This is a genomic window from Kitasatospora sp. NPDC088346, assembly GCF_044740765.1.
Classification (GTDB): Bacteria; Actinomycetota; Actinomycetes; order Streptomycetales; family Streptomycetaceae; genus Kitasatospora.
The window spans coordinates 57,002-76,002 of the sequence record NZ_JBIURH010000001.1 but is presented as its reverse complement, the minus strand read 5'-3'; the positions used below and the strand labels follow the sequence as shown (position 1 = coordinate 76,002).

13 protein-coding genes and 2 tRNA genes are annotated in these 19,001 nt (G+C 71.9%); 6 read left to right on the top strand and 9 right to left on the bottom strand.

Features of this window, described 5'->3' with window-relative positions; all coding sequences use genetic code 11:
* Positions 1–58: 58 nt before the first annotated feature.
* A complete protein-coding gene (locus tag ACIOFR_RS00310) occupies positions 59–1,507 on the top strand; it encodes a glycosyltransferase family 2 protein (RefSeq protein WP_400991374.1) in 1,449 nt (482 codons plus the stop codon).
* Positions 1,508–1,646: 139 nt separating this feature from the next.
* Positions 1,647–2,168: a UDP-N-acetylglucosamine 2-epimerase gene (locus ACIOFR_RS00305; protein WP_400991372.1), complete on the top strand. Its 522-nt coding sequence runs from the start codon at positions 1,647–1,649 to the stop codon at positions 2,166–2,168.
* 22 nt (positions 2,169–2,190) lie between these two features.
* Here the strand turns inward: ACIOFR_RS00305 and ACIOFR_RS00300 are convergent, their stop codons facing one another.
* Entirely contained in the window at positions 2,191–4,989 is a 2,799-nt protein-coding gene (locus ACIOFR_RS00300; RefSeq protein ID WP_400991370.1) for a penicillin acylase family protein, read from the bottom strand.
* Between the two features lie 99 nt (positions 4,990–5,088).
* Positions 5,089–5,634, bottom strand: coding sequence for a hypothetical protein (locus ACIOFR_RS00295; RefSeq protein ID WP_400991368.1), 546 nt, complete (start codon positions 5,632–5,634; stop codon positions 5,089–5,091).
* 480 nt (positions 5,635–6,114) lie between these two features.
* On the opposite strand from ACIOFR_RS00295, the gene ACIOFR_RS00290 reads away from it, so the two are divergent.
* The gene (locus ACIOFR_RS00290; RefSeq protein WP_400991366.1) at positions 6,115–7,464 is read left to right on the top strand and encodes an MFS transporter; all 1,350 of its coding nucleotides are present in this window, start codon (positions 6,115–6,117) and stop codon (positions 7,462–7,464) included.
* Between the two features lie 68 nt (positions 7,465–7,532).
* Here ACIOFR_RS00290 and ACIOFR_RS00285 read toward each other — a convergent pair whose 3' ends face one another.
* Both ACIOFR_RS00285 and ACIOFR_RS00280 read right to left on the bottom strand, forming a co-directional pair.
* Positions 7,533–8,567, bottom strand: coding sequence for a rod shape-determining protein (locus tag ACIOFR_RS00285; protein WP_400991362.1), 1,035 nt, complete (start codon positions 8,565–8,567; stop codon positions 7,533–7,535).
* A gap of 257 nt (positions 8,568–8,824) precedes the next feature.
* Positions 8,825–11,479 carry a valine--tRNA ligase gene (locus ACIOFR_RS00280; protein WP_400991360.1) on the bottom strand — a complete coding sequence of 885 codons (2,655 nt, stop codon included), beginning with the start codon at positions 11,477–11,479 and terminating at the stop codon, positions 8,825–8,827.
* Between the two features lie 183 nt (positions 11,480–11,662).
* Here ACIOFR_RS00280 and ACIOFR_RS00275 point away from each other — a divergent pair, with 183 nt between their 5' ends.
* Together ACIOFR_RS00275 and ACIOFR_RS00270 are read left to right on the top strand one after the other, a co-directional pair.
* Positions 11,663–12,520 carry a hypothetical protein gene (locus ACIOFR_RS00275; RefSeq protein ID WP_400991359.1) on the top strand — a complete coding sequence of 286 codons (858 nt, stop codon included), beginning with the start codon at positions 11,663–11,665 and terminating at the stop codon, positions 12,518–12,520.
* An 87-nt stretch (positions 12,521–12,607) separates the two neighbouring features.
* Positions 12,608–13,417, top strand: a complete 810-nt coding sequence (locus ACIOFR_RS00270) for a hypothetical protein (RefSeq protein WP_400991357.1) — start codon at positions 12,608–12,610, stop codon at positions 13,415–13,417.
* Positions 13,418–13,520: 103 nt separating this feature from the next.
* Here the strand turns inward: ACIOFR_RS00270 and clpX are convergent, their stop codons facing one another.
* From clpX to ACIOFR_RS00245, 5 genes are all read right to left on the bottom strand, one after another.
* Positions 13,521–14,810: an ATP-dependent Clp protease ATP-binding subunit ClpX gene (gene clpX, locus ACIOFR_RS00265; protein WP_371497035.1), complete on the bottom strand. Its 1,290-nt coding sequence runs from the start codon at positions 14,808–14,810 to the stop codon at positions 13,521–13,523.
* Positions 14,811–15,123: 313 nt separating this feature from the next.
* Positions 15,124–15,783 carry an ATP-dependent Clp protease proteolytic subunit gene (locus ACIOFR_RS00260; protein ID WP_400991355.1) on the bottom strand — a complete coding sequence of 220 codons (660 nt, stop codon included), beginning with the start codon at positions 15,781–15,783 and terminating at the stop codon, positions 15,124–15,126.
* Positions 15,784–15,839: 56 nt separating this feature from the next.
* On the bottom strand, positions 15,840–16,457 hold the full coding sequence (locus ACIOFR_RS00255) for an ATP-dependent Clp protease proteolytic subunit (protein ID WP_371503299.1): 618 nt from the start codon (positions 16,455–16,457) through the stop codon (positions 15,840–15,842).
* A gap of 329 nt (positions 16,458–16,786) precedes the next feature.
* Positions 16,787–18,172, bottom strand: a complete 1,386-nt coding sequence (tig, locus tag ACIOFR_RS00250) for a trigger factor (protein ID WP_400991353.1) — start codon at positions 18,170–18,172, stop codon at positions 16,787–16,789.
* A gap of 376 nt (positions 18,173–18,548) precedes the next feature.
* Positions 18,549–18,622, bottom strand: a tRNA-Pro gene (locus tag ACIOFR_RS00245).
* 178 nt (positions 18,623–18,800) lie between these two features.
* On the opposite strand from ACIOFR_RS00245, the gene ACIOFR_RS00240 reads away from it, so the two are divergent.
* Positions 18,801–18,874 (top strand) — tRNA-Gly (locus tag ACIOFR_RS00240).
* Positions 18,875–19,001: the final 127 nt, after the last annotated feature.

Genomic DNA, 19,001 nt, shown 5'->3' with positions numbered 1-19,001 from the left:
GGGATTTGTCCGTTTTATTATCGATTGCAGGCCTCAACTCGATGTTGCCTTCGATCCCATGCCCAACCGCCTACCGGGGGCCGTCATCGACGCACTGCACACCCTCTTCTCCGACCACCGCGCGACCGTCCTGGCAACGGCGGAGCTGCTCTCCTTAGCCCTGCTCTGCTACTTCGCGTTCGTCTTCGGCCGCTTCCTCCTCTACTGGGCCGGCTCCGCCCACGCCTTCCGCCGCAACCGGGCCGCCGCCCCGGGCGACCCGGCGGACTTCGACTGGCACCTGGTGATCCCCTGCCGCGACGAGGAGGCCGTCATCGGGGCCACCCTCGCCGGTCTGCGGCGCAGCTGCCCCCGGGCCCACCTGTGGGTGGTCGACGACGACAGCGACGACCGGACCCGCGACCCGGTGCTGGCGGCCGCCGCCCGCGACCCGCTGGTCCACCTCGTCGAACGCCGCCGACCGCAGGCCAGGATCGGCAAGGGCGCCGCCCTCAACTCCGCCTACCGCGCGATCTGCGCCGCCCTCCCCGCGGGGACCGACCGCTCCCGCGTCGTGCTGGGCGTGATCGACGCCGACGGGCAGCTCGGCCCCGACGTGACGGCCCACGTCGCCAACGCCGAGGCGATGGGCCTCCCGGACACCGGAGCCGTCCAGATCGGCGTCCGGATGCGCAACGCCGACGACCCGCGACCGCTGCCCGGCCGCGGCCGGACGGCCAACGCCCTCGCCCGCGCCCTGGTCCGGATGCAGGACGTGGAGTTCCGGGCCGGCAACGCCGGGATGCAGCTGCTGCGCCGGCGCACCGGCAGCGTCGGGCTCGGCGGGAACGGCCAGTTCGTCCGGCTGACGGCCCTGGACACCCTGGCCGCCGGCGGCGGCAGCCCCTGGCCCGAGCGCGCCCTGCTGGAGGACTACGAGTCCGGCCTCGAACTGCGGCTGGCCGGCTACCGGCTGACCCACGTGCCCGAGGCCGAGGTCTCCCAGGAGGGCCTGGTGTCGCTGCGGCGCTTCCTCACCCAGCGCACCCGGTGGGCCCAGGGCAACATGCAGTGCCTGCGGTACACCGGCCGGGTGCTGCGCTCCCCGCACTACGGCTGGAGCGGCAAGGCCGAGGTCGGATACACCTTCCTGCAGCCGGTGGTCGCCGTCCTGCTGGTGGTGCTCACCCCGCTCTCGCTCGGGATCTCGCTCGCCACCCGGATCTTCTTCCCCGCCGACGCGGCCGGCTTCGAGGCGCGGTTCGGCCCGCTGATGCTGCTGGCCTTCCTGGTCGCCGCACTGCCGCTGGTGCTCTGGGGCGTGACGTACCGCCGCACCGCGCACCCGGACCGCAGCCCGGCGACCGGCCTCGCCTGGGGCCTGCTGCTGTGGCTGTACACGTACCACGTCTTCCCGGTGGCCGTCCGGGCCGCGCTGCGCCTGCTGCTGCGGCGCAACGGCTGGGCCAAGACCCGCCGCAACGCCGAACGCACCGCCGTCGGAGCGCCGACCGCGCTCGAAGGCTGACCGACCCCGCCGACCTCCGCACCACCCGAAGGCCCCGCCGTGACCCTGCACCACCACCTCACCCACCGCCCGACCGCGCACCCGAGCGGGCACGACCCCGAGCCGCCCGGCCCGGCCCACCTGCCCGAGCCGACCGACCGTGCGCCGCGCCGGCCGGCCCCCGGCAGTGTCGCCGTCGTCCTCGGCACCCGCCCCGAACTGGTCAAGCTGGCCCCGCTGGTCCACGAGCTCGGCCCGGCCGCCCGGCTCGTCCACACCGGGCAGCACTGGGACGAGGCGATGTCCGGCCGCTTCCTGCGCGAACTCGGCCTGCTACGCGGAGTTCCTGGGCCTCGCCCGGCACGCCGCCCTGCTGGTCTCCGACTCCGGCGGGGTGCAGGAGGAGTGCACCGTCCTGGGCCGCCCGCTGCTGGTGGTACGCCGCTCCACCGAGCGCCCGGAGGCCGTCGACGCCGGTTTCGCCGCGCTGGTCGCGCCCGGCCCCGAGCTCGGCCGGCTCGCCGGCGAGTGGCTGGCCGACACCCCGGAGCGGCTGGCCCGGCTGGCGGCCACCCCCAGCCCGTACGGCGACGGGCTGGCCTCGCAGCGGATCGCCCGGCTCACCGCCCGGCTCGCCGAGCAGGTCGGTGAGCCGGTTGCCGGGTCCGCCCGGTCCGCCTGACGGCCCGGGCGGGCCCGGCCGTTCAGCGGTGCGAACGGAACTGGACGACCTGCTGGTAGGTCGGCCGGTTCTGCCAGGTGGTCTTGGTGTCCGTCACCCCGCCGAGCGGGCGCTGGATGACGGTGTCGGCGCACCACTGGTCGCCCGCCGCGCAGTCCGGGTCGCCCGGGTAGACCTGGGCCGGGGTCTGCGCGGCCGCCCTCCGGAGGCTCTCCAGCAGGACGGTGCGGCAGGCCGCCAGGTCACCGCCGCCGCAGAAGGGACGGGCCAGCGGGCCGGCGACCGGCTCGCCGAGCACCGAGCGCAGGTCCTTGTCCAGGTAGCTCCACCAGCCGTACTGGAAGGCCGAACCCTTGTGCGGGATCGACTCGTTGGCACTGGAGGTGCCGCTGGTCGGACCGGTCTGGCCGCCCGAGGGCGACTCGTTGATCTGCAGGGCCCCGGTGAGCGCCGCGAACAGCGGGTCGCCGAGGCCGGGCCGGAAGACGCCGTCCGCCAGCAGCGGCCACCAGGCGTCCAGGGTGCGGATCGCGTCGGCGTCGGCGTAGGTGTGGCTGCCCGCCGACGTCTCGGTGCGCCGGCCGCCCGCCGCGAGCCAGGTGTCCAGCCGCTGCACCGCCGTGGCGGTGGCCGGGTCGGTGACCGGCCCGCCGTGGATCACCCGCAGCAGCTCCGGCAGCACGTCCTCGGCCCGCAGGTCGGTGGTGGCCGCGCTCTCCATGGCCCGGGTGAGCGCGACCCGGGTGACCTTCGCCGGGCCCTGGACCAGCGCCCTCACCCGGTCGTCCAGCAGGTTGCCCCGGTGCACCGAGCCGTTGCCGAAGCCGGCCGCGGCGAAGGACCTGGCCTGCTTGTTGTTCCAGGAGACGTAGTAGTCCTGGTCGGTCGACTGCGGGTGCTCGGCCGCCGGGGTGTACCGGGCGGTGTTCGCCACCGGGTCGAAGTCCCGCCACTCGTAGGCGGGTTCGGCCAGCACCGGAAGCCCCGGGTCGACCCCGGGCGCGCGCACGGGGTTGCTGCCGGAGTTGTAGTACGCGGTGTGCGCCGCGTCCGCGTAGAACCAGTTGAAGGTGTAGTTGATGTTCTGCGCGGCCTGCTGGAAGCTCGCGGTGTCGTGCACCGCGCCCGGGTCGTTGAGCATCTGGAAGCCGATGATGGAGTCGGCCTCGTGGCGGTAGGTGGAGCGCAGCGCGGTGAACGCCACCGGCTTGCCGCCGACGGTGCCGCGGGCCTGCACCAGCCCGTAGTTGGACCGGTACATCACCAGGGTGTAGGAGCCGTTCGCGGTGGGGTCCGCGGTGGTGGGGCTCCAGGCGTTCTTGCGCTCCAGCCGTTCCAGCGGCACGCACCGGCCGTGCCAGAGGTAGGAGTCGGCCGCCGTCGTGACGGGCGAGCCGTCGGTGGTGCACAGCGGCACGGCGTAGCTGTCGGTGATGTCCTGCCCGGCCGAGGTGGCGCTCCAGGCGTAGTCCTGGCCGCGGCCGAGCTGGACGTAGAAGCTCAGCCCGGCGAAGGCCGCGCCGCGGGCGCTGATGCCCGGCCCCTGGATCTCCTCCAGCATCAGCAGTTGCGGGGCGAAGTACCCGGTCTGCGGGCCGAACACGGCGACCGGGTGGCCGTCGTCGGTGTGGCTGCCGGACACCACCAGGGCGTTGGACATGCCGTGCCTGGCGGTGAGCAGGTTGCCGGGGAGCACGCCGGGGGCGGCGGTGACGCTCTGCCCGGCCGAGCCGGTGGCGTCGTAGACCAGCCGCTCGGGGACCACCGATCCCGGGTCCGGCAGCGCCGTCCCCTGCGGGTCGTCCGGCGGCAGCGCGTACGGGAACTGCCGTCCGTCGTGCACGGTCAGCACGGCCTCGGGGTCGTCGGCCTCACGCAGCGACTTCCAGACCGCGTCGCCGGCGTCCTTGCCGTACCGGGCCTCGGCCGTCAGTCTGACCTGGGCGGAGGCCAGTTCGCCGCCGCCGCCCGCGCCGAACAGGGCCCCCACCACGGAGGCCAGCGCGACCAGGTCGGTCAGCTTGAAGGGCTCGATCCCGCCCTCGTTGGTGATCGGGTTGATGTGCCCGGTCAGGTCGTACTCGCCGGGGAAGTAGCGGCCGTTGTAGGACTCGGTGACGTACTTGTTGATGCCGTCCAGGTACGCCCCGGCGTCGTCCAGCGCCTGCCGGGCCCGGTCGCCCTGGCCGGCGATGGCGTCGATCTGGCCCTGCAGCTCGGCCTCGGTGTAGGGGGCGGCCTGCCAGAAGCTCTGTTCCAGCTCGCGGTTGGCCGCCGCGCCGCCGGCGAAGCCGGACAGCTGGCCCCGGCCGACGTGCCGGAACAGGTCCATCAGCCAGAGCCGGTCCTGCGCGGCGGCGTAGCCCGCGCCGAACTCGGTGCCGTACCGGGTGGTGCCGGTGATGTGCGGGACGCCGGTGGCCTTGTCGCGGACGATGGCCACGTCCGGGCGGGGGCGGGCGGTGCTGGCGACCTGGTCGGCCGGCACGCCGAAGGAGGCGTCGTTGAAGAAGGAGCGCAGGGTGGCCTCGCTCAGCCCGGGGTAGGCCGCGGCGAGGTTGGCGTACGGGCCGAGCTGGTCGTCGGTGTGGGCGGGGCGGGTGCCGAAGACCTTGTGGGCCAGGATGTCGGCGAGGGTGGCGTTGCCGTTCTCGCCGGGCGGCAGGATGTCCAGGCAGCGGCCGCCGCAGTAGTCGTTCGCGGCGACGGCCGGGGCGGGGGCCCGGGTGGGGGTCGGGGCGGCCGCCAGGGTGGCGGCCGCGAGCAGGGCCACCGTGAGACCGGCGGCCGGGAGCCTGAGCGCGTGGGGGCGTCGATGCATGCCAGCTCCTCCGTCGAAGCTTCGGAAGTCGACGGTAGGACGGTTACTGACCGGTTGCCTAGTGGCGTGCATGTCATTGCGACACGCGCTGACGGACGCTCAACCCGAGCAGGAGTACCGGGCTTCCGGCAGCTGGGCCGCCCGGGGCTCCGTGCGCCCGCTGTGGCGGCGGCGCAGCTCGGCCACGATCTCCTCGGCCTCCCCCTCCGGCAGCAGCGGCAGCATCATGGCGACCGCCTGGAGCAGCCCGCCGAGCAGGTACGTGGTGTCCGGGGTGCTCGCCACCAGCGCGCGGACGGTGCCCACGTCGCCGTCGGCCACCGACTCCAGCAGCAGCGCGGCGTCCACCGACTCCTCGTCGATCACCACGGCGGAGGTGTCGGCCGGCGCCCGCCGCACCAGCCCGCGCAGCACCCGGTCCCCCACCTCGGGGGCGTACGCCTTGCGCACCGCCTCGGCCGCGACCCACACCAGCAGCGTGGTGACCTCGCGTTCGGCGTGCTCGGCCAGCAGCCGGTCCAGCTCCGAGTCGAAGGCGAGCTGATTGCCGTGCCGGAAGGCCAGCAGCAGGACCGCCGCCCGGGCCTTGACCGCCTCCACCGCCTCGGCAGGCAGTTCGTCGGCCAACTCCGTGGTCACCACCATGCTCGCGCCCTCCCGCCAGTCGCACCGCCCGAATGGGAACGTGGGCAACACCGTACACATCCGAACTGGGAACATCGGTGAACTCGCTCACGTTCAGCGGCCCGACATTCACCGGGGCTTTGGTCCCGCATCCGCCGGGACTTTCCGCCCTGTTCTGCGAAGATGCGTCAATTGCCTTGAATGGACGTCCAGATCACGCGTCGGGGAAGAACGGAAGCGCAGGCCGGGCGGGTGAATCCACGGAAATTCCACGGCTCTTCGGGAAGAGCGGAAAGCCCGCCGACACGCCGGGGCCGACTCGGACGCGAGGTCACCGACCGGCCCCGGGCACAGCCCGCGAAGGTCCCCGGGTGGGGGGACTTTGGACCTGGTTTGAGATGACCATCGTCCCTCGGTGGCACGCCAATTGTCGGGAAGGGTTGCCGGGTCCGTCCATTCGCCGACAATCCGCGGGCTCGCCCCGCCTGGAGGCCCCAGGCCATGTCCAGCACGATCGACAACGCCCCGTACACCGCGTTCCACAGACGCCTCGCACTGGCTTGCTCCGGCGGTCCACTCCTGGACGGCTACATCCTGAGCATCGTCGGAGTGGCCCTGATCGGTATGCGTCCGGAACTCGGCCTGTCCACCACCGAGGTCAGCCTCATCGGCGCCTCGGCACTGCTCGGCATGTTCGTCGGCGGCGCCCTGTTCGGCTGGCTCACCGACCGGATCGGCCGCGAGGTGATGTACACCGCCGACCTGCTGGTGATGATCGTCTGCTCGGTGCTGTCCTTCTGGGCCGACGGTGTGGTGAGCATCGTCCTGCTGCGCTTCGTGCTCGGCCTGGCGGTCGCCGCCGACTACCCGATCGCCACCTCGCTGCTGGCCGAGTGGTTGCCCACCCGGCACCGCGGCCGGCTGCTCGGCAAGCAGATCATCGCCTGGTACGCCGGCTCGGTGCTGGCCTACCTGGTCGGCTACCTCTTCCTGCAGTTCGGCGGCAACGCCGCCTGGCGCTGGATGCTGGCCAGTTCGGCCGTGCTGTGCGCGGTGTTCCTGGTGATCCGCCGCGGCACCCCGGAGTCGCCGCGCTGGCTGGCCGCGCACGGCCGGGTCGGGGAGGCCGTCGCCGTGGTGCACCGGCACCTCGGGGTGCGGGTGGACGGCCGTGAACTGCTGCCGCCGAAGTCCGCCGCCGCGTCCGGCGGCTCGCTCCGGGTGCTGCTGGCCCCCGAGTACCGCCGCCGCACGCTCTTCTGCAGCCTGTTCTTCTTCTGCCAGGTCGGCCCGCTGTTCGCGATGCTGACCTTCGGTCCGCAGATCCTCGGCTCGTTCGGGATGCCCGGCGGCACGGTCATGGACACCCTGGGCACCGCCGTCGTCGGCCTGGTGTTCCTGCTCGGCTGCTACCCGGCGCTGCGGCTGATCGAGACCCGCGGCCGGCGTCCCACCATCGTCTGGTCCTTCGCGCTGATGATCCTGCCGCTGACGCTGCTGGGCGTCTGGCCGGCCGCGCCCGCCGCCGTCGCGGTGACCGCGCTGTGCGCCTACGCCTTCCTGTGCGGCGGGCCCAACGTCCTGGACTGGACCTACCCGAACGAGCTGTTCCCGACCGAGGTGCGGGCCACGGCGGTCGGGCTCGCCACCTCGGTCAGCCGGGTCGGGGCCGCCGTCGGCACGTACCTGCTGCCGCTGTCGCTGACCGGCCTGGGCACCGGGCCGACCATGCTGATCGCCGCCGGCGTCACCGCGGTCGGGCTGCTGGTGTGCGTGCTGTGGGCGGAGGAGACCAAGGGGGTGGCGCTGAGCCACGCCGCCACGGCGCGGCCCGTCCCGGTCGGCGTCTGACGGCGGCGCCTGACGTCGCCTCAACCGGGCGCGGGGCGGGGCCGGTCCACCGGCCCCGCCCCGCGCCTTCAGGCTGCGAACGCCCGCTTGAGCAGGCCGATCTCCTCGACGCACCGGCCTGAGCCGACGGCCACGCAGTCCAGCGGGTTGTCGGCCACCCGGACCGGCAGGCCGGTCTCCCGCGAGATCCGCCGGTCCAGGCCGCGCAGCAGGGCGCCGCCACCGGTCAGTACGACCCCGTTGCGCAGTACGTCGCCGGCCAGTTCCGGCGGCACCTGGTCGAGGGTCTGCCGGACGGCGGCGATGATCTCGGCGACGGGCTCGTCCAGCGCGTCGCGGATCTGGTCCGCCGTCACCGCCGCCGTCCGCGGCAGCCCGCCGATCGAGTCGCGGCCGTGCACCTCGGCGCCTTCCGGGAGTTCGGCCCCGGTGACCTGGTCGGCCGTGCCGAGCACGAGCTTGATCTCCTCCGCGGTGCGCTCGCCGATCAGCAGCGAGTGCTCCTTGCGGACCTGGCGGGTGATCGCCTGGTCCATCCGGTCGCCGGCGACCCGCAGCGAACGCGCCGCCACGATCCCGCCCATGGACACCACCGCGACCTCGGTGGTGCCGCCGCCGATGTCCACCACCATCGACCCGGTCGGCTCCTGCACCGGAAGCCCGGCACCGATCGCCGCCGCCATCGGCTCCTCGATCAGGTGCACCGACTTAGCCCCGGCTCCGGCCAACGCCTCCACCACGGCCCGCCGTTCGACCCCGGTGATGCCGCTCGGCACGCACACCACCACCCGCGGCCGCGACCCGAACAGCCGCCGGCGCCCGGTCACCTTGCGCAGGAAGTGCCGCAGCAGGTGCTGGGTTCCCTCGAAGTCCGCGATCACGCCGTCCTGCAACGGGCGGCTCGCCACGATGGACCCGGGTGTGCGGCCGAGCGTCCGCTTGGCGTCCGAGCCGACGCTCAGCACCTCCCCGCTGCGGCGGTCCATCGCGACCACCGACGGTTCGTTGAGCACGATCCCGCGTCCCTGGAGGTAGACCAGGGTATTGGCGGTACCGAGATCGATCCCTATGTCCCGGCCACGCCCCTGCCGACTAATGATCATCCCGTGTCCGCCTTTCCGCAGTTCCGGCTCTTCGCGCACCACCGTCCCTCGCCACCCTACGGGCCGTCAGCGCCGACCGGGACGGACGGCGGTCGCCGGGCGCGGCTCGGGACAGAGCTGTTGCAGAGGCCGGCGTCGGCGGTCCCGGACCGGTTCGCGCCCGGATCGAGCCCGGATCCCGCCCGGGTCCCGCCCGGCCGCGAACGCCGAGGGCCCGCCACCCGGGGACGGGTGACGGGCCCTCGGGCCGGTGCGGGTCAGCCCTGCGGGAGCGCCGCCAGCTGCGCGGTGATCCGGGCGATGTCGGCCTCGGCGGCCTCCTGGCGGCCACGGATCTTGGCGACCACCTCGTCCGGCGCCTTGGCGAGGAAGCCCTCGTTTCCGAGCTTCGCGGTGGTCTGCGCCTTCTCCTTCTCGGCGGCCGCGAGGTCCTTGGCGAGGCGCTTGCGCTCCGCCGCGACGTCGATGGTGCCGGAGAGGTCCAGCGCGACCGTGGCGCCCGCGACCGGCAGCGAAGCGGTGGCGGCGAAGCCGGCCTCCGGCTCGGTGAGCCGCAGCAGCGAACGGATCGCCGCCTCGTGCGGGACGAGGGCGGTGCCGGCCAGCTCCAGCTGCGCCGGGACCCGCTGACCGGGCTTCAGCCCCTGGTCCGAGCGGAACCGCCGGACCTCGGTCACCACCTGCTGCAGCGTGGCGATCTCGGCCTCGGCGCCGGCGTCCCGGAAACCGCTGTCCTTCGGCCACTCGGCGACCACCAGCGACTCGGCGCCGGTGAGCGTGGTCCACAGGGTGTCCGTGACGAACGGGACGACCGGGTGCAGCAGCCGCAGCGTGACGTCCAGGACCTCGCCCAGCACCCGGCGCGAGGCGTCGGCCTGTGCGCCGCCCGCGGCCAGGGTGGTCTTGGAGAGCTCCACGTACCAGTCGAAGACCTCGTCCCAGGCGAAGTGGAACAGCGAGTCCGAGAGCTTGGCGAACTGGTAGTCGTCGTACAGGCCGTCGGCCTCGGCGACGGTGGCGTTCAGCCGCGACAGGATCCAGCGGTCGGCCGCCGTCAGCTCCTCCGGCGCGGGCAGCGGGCCCTCGACGGTGGCGCCGTTCATCAGCGCGAAGCGGGTGGCGTTCCAGATCTTGTTGCAGAAGTTGCGCGAGCCCTGGACCCAGTCCTCGCCGATCGGCACGTCGGCGCCCGGGTTGGCGCCGCGGGCCAGGGTGAAGCGGACGGCGTCGGCGCCGTAGCGGTCCATCCAGTCCAGCGGGTCGACCGCGTTGCCGAAGGACTTCGACATCTTCTTGCCGAACTGGTCGCGCACCAGGCCGGTCAGCGCGATGGTGTGGAACGGCGCCTGCCCGTCCATCGCGTACAGGCCGAACATCATCATCCGGGCGACCCAGAAGAAGATGATGTCGTGGCCGGTGAGCAGGACGTCGGTGGCGTAGAACTTCTCCAGGTCCGGGGTCTGCTCCGGCCAGCCGAGGGTGGAGAACGGCCACAGGCCGCTGGAGAACCAGGTGTCCAGCACGTCGGTGTCCTGGGTCCAGCCCTCGCCCGTCGGCGGCTGCTCGTCCGGTCCGACGCAGACGACCTCGCCGTTCGGGCCGTACCAGACCGGGATCCGGTGGCCCCACCAGAGCTGGCGCGAGATGCACCAGTCGTGCATGTTGTCGACCCAGCTGAAGTAGCGGCCCTCCAGCTCCTTCGGGTGGATCTGCACCCGGCCGTCGCGGACGGCGGCGCCGGCCTCGGCGGCCAGCGGGGCGACCTTGACCCACCACTGCAGGGACAGCCGCGGCTCGACCACGGTCTGGCAGCGCGAGCAGTGGCCGACCGCGTGCATGTAGGGGCGCTTCTCGGCGACGATGCGCCCCTCGGCGCGCAGCGCGCCGACCACGGCGGAGCGCGCCTCGAAGCGGTCCAGGCCGAGGAACGGACCGTGCACGGTGATCACACCGCGCTCGTCCATCACGGTCAGGTTCTCCAGGCCGTGCCGCTGGCCGATCGCGAAGTCGTTCGGGTCGTGGGCCGGCGTCACCTTGACGGCGCCGGTGCCGAACTCGGGGTCGACGTGCTCGTCCGCGATGACCGGGATCCGGCGGTCCGTCAGCGGCAGCGCGATGGTGGTGCCCACCAGGTGCCGGTACCGCTCGTCCTCCGGGTGGACGGCCACCGCGGTGTCACCGAGCATGGTCTCGGCCCGGGTGGTGGCCACCACGATCGACTCGTCCCCGTCCCCGTAACGGATCGAGACCAGCTCGCCGGGGACCTCCTCGTGCTCCACCTCGATGTCGGAGAGCGCGGTCAGACAGCGCGGGCACCAGTTGATGATGCGCTCGGCGCGGTAGATCAGACCGTCGTCGAAGAGCTTCTTGAAGATGGTCTGGACGGCCTGCGACAGGCCCTCGTCCATGGTGAACCGCTCGCGCGACCAGTCCACGCCGTCGCCGAGCCGGCGCATCTGCCCGAGGATCTTGCCGCCGTACTCCTCCTTCCACTGCCACACCTTCTCGACGAAGGCCTCCCGGCCCAGGTCGTGGCGGGACAGGCCGGAGGAGGCCAGCTGCTGCTCCACCTTGTTCTGGGTGGCGATGCCGGCGTGGTCCATGCCGGGCAGCCACAGGGCCTCGTAGCCCTGCATCCGCTTGCGGCGGGTCAGCGCGTCCATCAGCGTGTGCTGGAAGGCGTGGCCCAGGTGGAGCGAGCCGGTGACGTTCGGCGGCGGGATGACGATGGTGTACGCGGGCTTGTCGCTCTTGGCGTCGGCGGTGAAGTAACCGCGCTCCACCCAGCGCTCGTACAGCTCGCCCTCTACCTCCGCCGGGGCGTAGGTCGTCGGAAGGGTGGCTGCGTCGTCCCCGGGGACTGCGTTGAACCCCTCGGGGCTCTCGGGGCGCTGGTTCGTCGTGTCGGTCACGACGCACAGTTTACGTAAGAGGGGGCCCCGGTCACGAACCGCACCGGGGCGGACCACCCGGCCGGACCGGGACGGCGTTACGGTAGCGTGCCCGAATACTCGTACGCCACAATCCGTGTGCGTGCCCACGAACAGCACGCCGCAGCGAGGCCGCTCCGGGAGCGGTGGGGGAGATCGACGCCGATGTACGGCCAGGGTCAGCAGTATCCACAGGGGCAGCCACCGCAACCCCAGCCGTACGGACAGCCCCCGCAGTACGGCGCGCCCCAGCCGGGCTACGGCCAGCCGCCGTACGGCGCCCCGGCCCCGCACCCCGGCTACGGCTACCCCCAGCAGGCCCCGGCCCCGCAGTACGGCGCGCCGCAGCCCGGCTACCCGCAGGCCCAGTACGGCGGGTTCCCGCCGCCGCCCCCGCCCGCCAGGAACAACACCGGGCTGGTGGTGGGCCTGGTGATCGGCGCGGTGGTGCTGGTGGCCGGCGGACTGGCGGTGGCGACCATGCGTGGCGAGGACGGCCCCGGCGGCGGCAGCGGCGGCGGCGCGGGCTCCGCGTCGGCCGGCAAGTACCGGATCACCGCCCCGGCCACCCTGCCCGGCGGCTACACCAAGAAGTCGGCCCAGGACGCCCCGGCCGGCGGCGCCAACACCCTCACCAAGATCGACGGTTCGATGTCCGCGGTCTACCAGAGGACCGCCACCGACCTGGTCAGCGTGGGCGGCAGCTGGGGCACGATCGACGATCCCGGCGCCATGATAACGACCACCGCCGCGGCCATGAAGATGACCTGGAAGACCCCGCTCACCGAGGTCGACGCCAGGGACGCCCAGGACCCGGGCGGCAAGATGCAGTGCGGCGTGGCCTCCAACGGAACCGCCGCCAGCTCCATCGACACCCCGCTGTGCATCTGGGTCGACCACTCCACCTTCGGCACCGTCACCTTCACCAGCATCTCGCTCACCGGCTCCTCGACCAGCCTCTCGGCCGCGCAGGCCGCGGACCGGGCCCGGCTGATCCGGGACGCCGTGGTCGTCGCCAAGTGACCGCGGCCGTCGCCCAGTAACTCCCGGGAGGGTCCGCACGACCCCGCCCCGCGATCCCACCCCTCCCACGACCGGAAGCGAGTCCTGGTGTCCGAGCAGAACCCCTACGGCGCCCCACCGCCGGCCCAGCCGTACGGCGCCCCGCCGCCGGCCCCGCAGCCCTACGGCGCCCCGCCGCCGCAGCAGCCGTACGGGGACCCGCAGCAGGCCTGGGGCGCGGTGCCCCCGCAGGGCGGCGCCCCCTACCCGGGCTACCCGGGGTACCCCGGCTACCCCGCTGAGCAGAAGAAGTCCCGCAAGACGCTGTGGATCGTGCTCGGCTGCGTCGGCGGCGCGGTGCTGCTCGGCGCCGGCGTGCTCGGGTACGCGGTCTACGACGTGACGTCAAAGACCGGCACCCACAAGGTCGTCATGCCCGACACCTTCAAGGGCATGAAGCGCGACGACACCAACCCGCTGGCCGAACAGATGCAGACCGCCCTGCAGTCCGACTTCGGCCAGGGCAAGGACGCCTGGACCCCAACCGCGGTCAGCGGGCTCTACACCGGATCCGGCTCGGACGAGGGCAAGGTCGTGGTCGTCTTCGGCGGCTGGGGCAACGTGCTCTCCCCGTCCTCCCAGGTCGACGACTTCTTCAGCAGCTTCGAGAAGCAGGCCCGCGGCCAGGGCACCACCTTCAACGGCCGTGCCTCCTTCGACCCCGGCCCGCTCGGCGGCACCCTCTCCTGCGAGGTCATGAAGGCCGAGGAGGAGACCGACAGCCTCTGCGTCTGGGCCGACGGCAGCTCCGTGGTCGCCGTGCTGGCCGGCGAGGCCGGATCCACCGGTACCCCCGACCTCGCCGCGGCCGCCGCGGACGCCCGCGAGCTGCGGAAGGCGGCCGAGGTCCCGCGCTGACCCGCGCTCCCGACGGCCCGCGCCGACGACGAAGCGGCCCCGCACCTTCCGGTGCGGGGCCGCTTCGCTCTGGCCTCGGTGGGTCGGACGCCGTCCGGCCCGGTCAGGCGCTCTTCTCGCGCCGCTCACGCTTGATCATGTCGCGCGGGACGAGGGTCGGGATGGCGTGCTTGGAGACCACGTCTCCGGTGACGACCACCCGGGCGACGTCCTGACGCGAGGGCACCTCGTACATCACGGACATCAGCACCTCCTCCATGATGGCCCGCAGCCCACGGGCGCCGGTGCCCCGCAGGATCGCCTGGTCGGCGATGGCCTCCAGCGCGTCCCGGGTGAACTCCAGCTCCACGCCGTCGAGTTCGAAGAGCTTGCGGTACTGCTTGACCAGCGCGTTCTTCGGCTCGGTGAGGATCTGCAGCAGCGCCTCGCGGTCCAGGTTGTGCACGCTGGTGATCACGGGCAGCCGGCCGATGAACTCGGGGATCATGCCGAACTTGACCAGGTCCTCCGGCATCACCTGACGGAAGTGGTCGCTGGCGTCCTGCTCCCGCTTGGAGCGGATGTTGGCGCCGAAGCCGATGCCCTTGGCACCCGCCCGGCCCTCGATGATCCGCTCCAGACCGGCGAACGCACCGCCCACGATGAACAGCACGTTGGTGGTGTCGATCTGGATGAACTCCTGGTGCGGGTGCTTGCGACCACCCTGCGGCGGCACCGAGGCGGTGGTGCCCTCCAGGATCTTCAGCAGCGCCTGCTGGACGCCCTCGCCGGAGACGTCACGCGTGATCGACGGGTTCTCGCTCTTGCGGGCGACCTTGTCGATCTCGTCGATGTAGATGATCCCGGTCTCGGCCTTCTTGACGTCATAGTCCGCCGCCTGGATCAGCTTGAGCAGGATGTTCTCGACGTCCTCGCCGACGTAACCGGCCTCGGTCAGCGCCGTGGCGTCCGCGATCGCGAACGGCACGTTCAGCATCCGGGCCAGGGTCTGCGCCAGCAGCGTCTTGCCCGAGCCGGTCGGGCCGAGCAGCAGGATGTTGGACTTGGCCAGCTCGATCGCGTCCTCGCGGCCGTTGCCGCCGGAGCGGCCGTTCTCACCGGCCTGGACGCGCTTGTAGTGGTTGTAGACCGCGACCGACAGCGCCTTCTTGGCCATCTCCTGGCCGACCACGTACTGGTCCAGGAACTCGTAGATCTCGCGGGGCTTCGGCAGCTCCTCGAAGCGCACCTCGGAGCTCTCGGCGAGCTCCTCCTCGATGATCTCGTTGCACAGGTCGATGCACTCGTCGCAGATGTACACACCTGGCCCGGCGATCAGCTTCTTCACCTGCTTCTGCGATTTGCCGCAGAACGAGCACTTGAGCAGGTCGCCGCCGTCTCCGATGCGTGCCACGAGGTGCTTCCCCTTCGCCAGGGGCCCCGCGGGGGTTCCGGGGCCTGGTGCTGTGGACCGGCTGCGCCTTCGGCGGTCGGTCTCGCTATCCGACGGTACTCTGCCGCGCCGGGAATTCCGTCGTCTTCGGCAGCTCTGCCCTACGCCCTGGGCGAATTGATACCGAACAGATGCCGTCCTGCGGGCATGGGCCCGCTCTGCAATTGTGCCGGGCCCGGGGCCCGACCGGAACGGCTCGGGGCGGGGCGCAAAGTCACACCTCGGTCGAGGATGCGCCTGCGTCCCGCCCCGGGAGCCGCCGGGTCGCCCGACCTCAGTCGGTCAGCGAGGACTTGCGGGTCGAGATGATCTGGTCGATCAGCCCGTACTCCAGCGCCTCCTCGGCGGTGAGGATCTTGTCGCGCTCGATGTCGTCACGGACCTGCTCGACCGGCTTCTTGGAGTGCTTGGCCAGCATCTCCTCCAGCTGCTCGCGCATCCGGAAGATCTCCTTGGCCTGGATCTCCAGGTCCGACACCTGGCCGCGGCCGGTCTCGGTGTAGGGCTGGTGGATCAGGATCCGGGCGTTCGGCAGCGCCATCCGCTTGCCGGGGGTGCCGGCCGCCAGCAGCACGGCGGCGGCCGAGGCGGCCTGGCCCATGCAGACGGTGGTGATGTCCGGCTTCACGTACTGCATGGTGTCGTAGATGGCCGTCAGGGCCGTGAACGAGCCGCCGGGCGAGTTGATGTACATCTGGATCTCGCGGTCCGGGTCCATCGACTCCAGGCAGAGCAGCTGGGCCATGATGTCGTTGGCCGAGACGTCGTCCACCTGGGAGCCGAGGAAGATGATGCGCTCCTCGAACAGCTTGGCGTACGGGTCGTACTCGCGGATGCCCTGCGAGGTGCGCTCGACGAAGCGCGGGACGATGTAACGGCCCTCGGCGCGGGCGCCGTAGTACTCACCGCGCGGCATGTTGGGGGTGGTGTTCATGGGGTGGTCCGTCCTCCGACGAAGCGTGCGGTCTGGGGGTCTCTTACGGGCGGCGCTCAGGCGCCCGTGCCGCCGCCGCCGGGAACGTCCGCGGCGCTGTGCATGATCTGGTCGATGAGGCCGTACTCCTTGGCCTCCTCCGGGGTGAACCAGCGGTCCCGGTCGGAGTCCGCGGTCACCCGGTCGAAGGACTGGCCGCTGTGGTGCGCGATCAGCTCCGACATCCGCTTCTTGGTGCGCAGCAGCTGCTCGGCCTGGATCCGGATGTCGGTGGCGGAGCCGCCGAGGCCGGCCGAGGGCTGGTGCATCAGGATGTTGGCGTTGGGCAGCGAGAAGCGCTTGCCCTTGGCGCCGGCCGTCAGCAGGAACTGACCCATCGAGGCGGCCATGCCCATCGCGATCGTGACCACGTCGTTCTTGATGTACTGCATGGTGTCGTAGATCGCCATGCCGGCCGTGATCGAGCCGCCCGGGGAGTTGATGTAGAGGTAGATGTCCTTGTCGGGGTCGGCCGCCAGCAGCAGAAGCTGGGCCGTGATCTTGTTGGCGATGTCGTCGTCGACCTGCTGGCCGAGGAAGATGATCCGCTCGTTGAGCAGCCGGTTGTAGACCTGGTCGCCCAGGCCGCCGAGCACGTCACCAGCGGCGGCGTGCGGCGCCATCAGGCCAGGCATCTGCATCTGCGGGAACGTCACTTAGCCACCTGCTCAGTCGATCTGCTTGTGTGTCGCTGTCTATGGACCCTAACGCCCGGGCGGGGCCGCAGAATCCCCCACACAGAACTGTTCGCTGTGAGCGCAGGGTCGAGTGGTGCGAACGGACAGCGAACGGGCGGGGAGCAGGCCGGGGGGGGGCGGAACACGGGCGGCGGGGGTCGCGGGTCGACCCGGTGCGGGGGCCGGGACGGCGCCGGGCGGCGGACGGCAGTGGGCCCGGACACCTCGCGGCGTCCGGGCCCACTGTCACCTGTCACTCAGGCGTCACACTGGTGTCGCTCCGGGGCTCAGGCCTCGGTCGACTCGGCGGCGGCCTCGGTGTCGGCCTGCTCGGCCGACTCCTCGGTCTCGTCGTCCTCGAAGGAGACGACCTCGCCGTTGGTGTCCTTGACCTCGGCGGCCTCGACCACGAGGGCCAGCGCCTTGCCGCGGGCGACCTCGCCGACCAGCAGCGGAACCTGGTTGCCCTGGACGACCTGCTGGGCGAACTGGTCCGGGGTGAGGCCCGAGCCGGCGGCGCGACGGATCAGGTGCTCGGTGAGCTCCTCCTGGTTGACCCCGAGCTCCTCCTTCGCCACGATCTCGTCCAGCACGAACTGGGTCTTGATGCCCTTCTTCGCCTGCTCCTCGGTCTCCGCCAGGAAGTCCTCGAGGGTCTTGTCCTGGGTGGCCAGGTAGGTCTCCAGGTTCAGGCCCATGGGCTCCAGCTGGTGGTGCTCCAGGTTGTGGCGACGGGTCTCGACCTCGTCCTTGAGGAGCTTCTCCGGGTAGTCCATCTCGACGAGCCCGAGCAGCTCGTCCAGGACCTTCTCCTGGGCCTGGGTGGCCTGGTCGAACTCCTTCATGCGCTCCAGGCGCTTGCGGGAGTCGGCACGCAGGTCCTCCAGGGTGTCGAACTCGCTCGCCAGCTGGGCGAACTCGTCGTCCAGCTCCGGGAGCTCCTTCTCCTGGACGGCGGTCACGGTGACGGTGACCTCCGAGTCCTTGCCGGCCTGGGTGCCACCCTTGAGGGTGGTGGTGAAGGTCTTGGTCTCACCGGCGGACAGGCCGATGACGGCCTCGTCGATGCCCTCCAGCAGGCGGCCGGAGCCGATCTCGTAGCTCACGCCGGTCGCGGTGCCGTCCTCCGGCACCTCGCCGTCGACCTTGGCCTCGAGGTCCACGACCACGACGTCCTCGGCACCGGCGGCGCGCTCGACGTCCTTGACCGAGGAGAAGCGCTCGCGCAGCTGCTCCAGCGACTTCTCGATGTCCTCGTCGGAGACGACGACCGGGTCGACGACCACGCTGATCGAGGTGAAGTCCGGGAGAGCGATCTCCGGGCGGACGTCGACCTCGGCGGTGAACTTGAGGTCGCCGCCGTCCGCGAGGCGCTCGACGCCCTCGATGTCGGTGATGTCGGGCTGACCGAGAACCTCGATCTTGCCCTCGTCCACGGCCTGCGTGTAGAAGCGCGGCAGCGCGTCGTTCACGGCCTCCTCCAGCACCGCGGCACGGCCGAAGCGCTGGTCGATCACCTTCGCCGGGATCTTGCCCTTACGGAAGCCCGGCACGGTGACCTGCTGGTTGATCTTCTTGTACGCCGCGTCGAGGCTGGGCTTGAGCTCCTCGAAGGGCACCTCGACGGTGAGTCGAACCCGGGTCGGGTTCAGAGTCTCGACGGCGCTCTTCACGGTTAGGTCTCCTAGGGGCTTGCGGGCTGGTTGTCTCCGCCCGGACTCGATCGGGCCTGCGGCCGTACGAACGGGCGAGACGGGCGATGGGCGGTTGGAGCTGCATCTCCCGTATGGGGTGGACGGTGAGCGTGACTCCTCGCCCTCGGGCGGTTGACCTGCAGGCACGCCACAGGGACTACCACCAGCAGCCCATCCTACCGGTACCGCGAAAGGCGGACGCCAGGGCGCTGCCGAAGCCCCTCCCGCGGGTGCCGCACCGAGGCCCGGGCGCCGGCGTCGGACACCACCCGCCGGGGCACCAGGACGCCTGGGCGCCGCGGTGCCGGAACGACAACAGGGCCCCGTCCGCCGGACGAGACCCTGCCGCACACTGTCGGGGTGACCGGATTCGAACCGACGGCCTTCCGCTCCCAAAGCGGACGCGCTACCAAACTGCGCCACACCCCGTGGTGCCGAGAGGAAGAGTACACGGCAGCCCCACGCCGCCCGGCGCATTATCAACCCCCCGCCGCACCGAAAGCGACGTGCACTCCACCGCCCGGACCAGGTACGCTAGCCCCGTCCTCGCAGCCGCACCCCGGCCGGGAGGACGCGTACGGTCGGACACACCGTCAACTGCACGCACGCGGGCGTAGCTCAATGGTAGAGCCCCAGTCTTCCAAACTGGTCACGCGAGTTCGATTCTCGTCGCCCGCTCCACAGGTACGGCCCCAGGTCAGCGATCACATCGCCGGCCCGGGGCCGTTTCCGTTGGGGGGCGCCATCAGGGGCTGCCACCCTCCCCCGGGGACGGTTAAAACGCCCACGCCGGGTCGCACATCCTTGC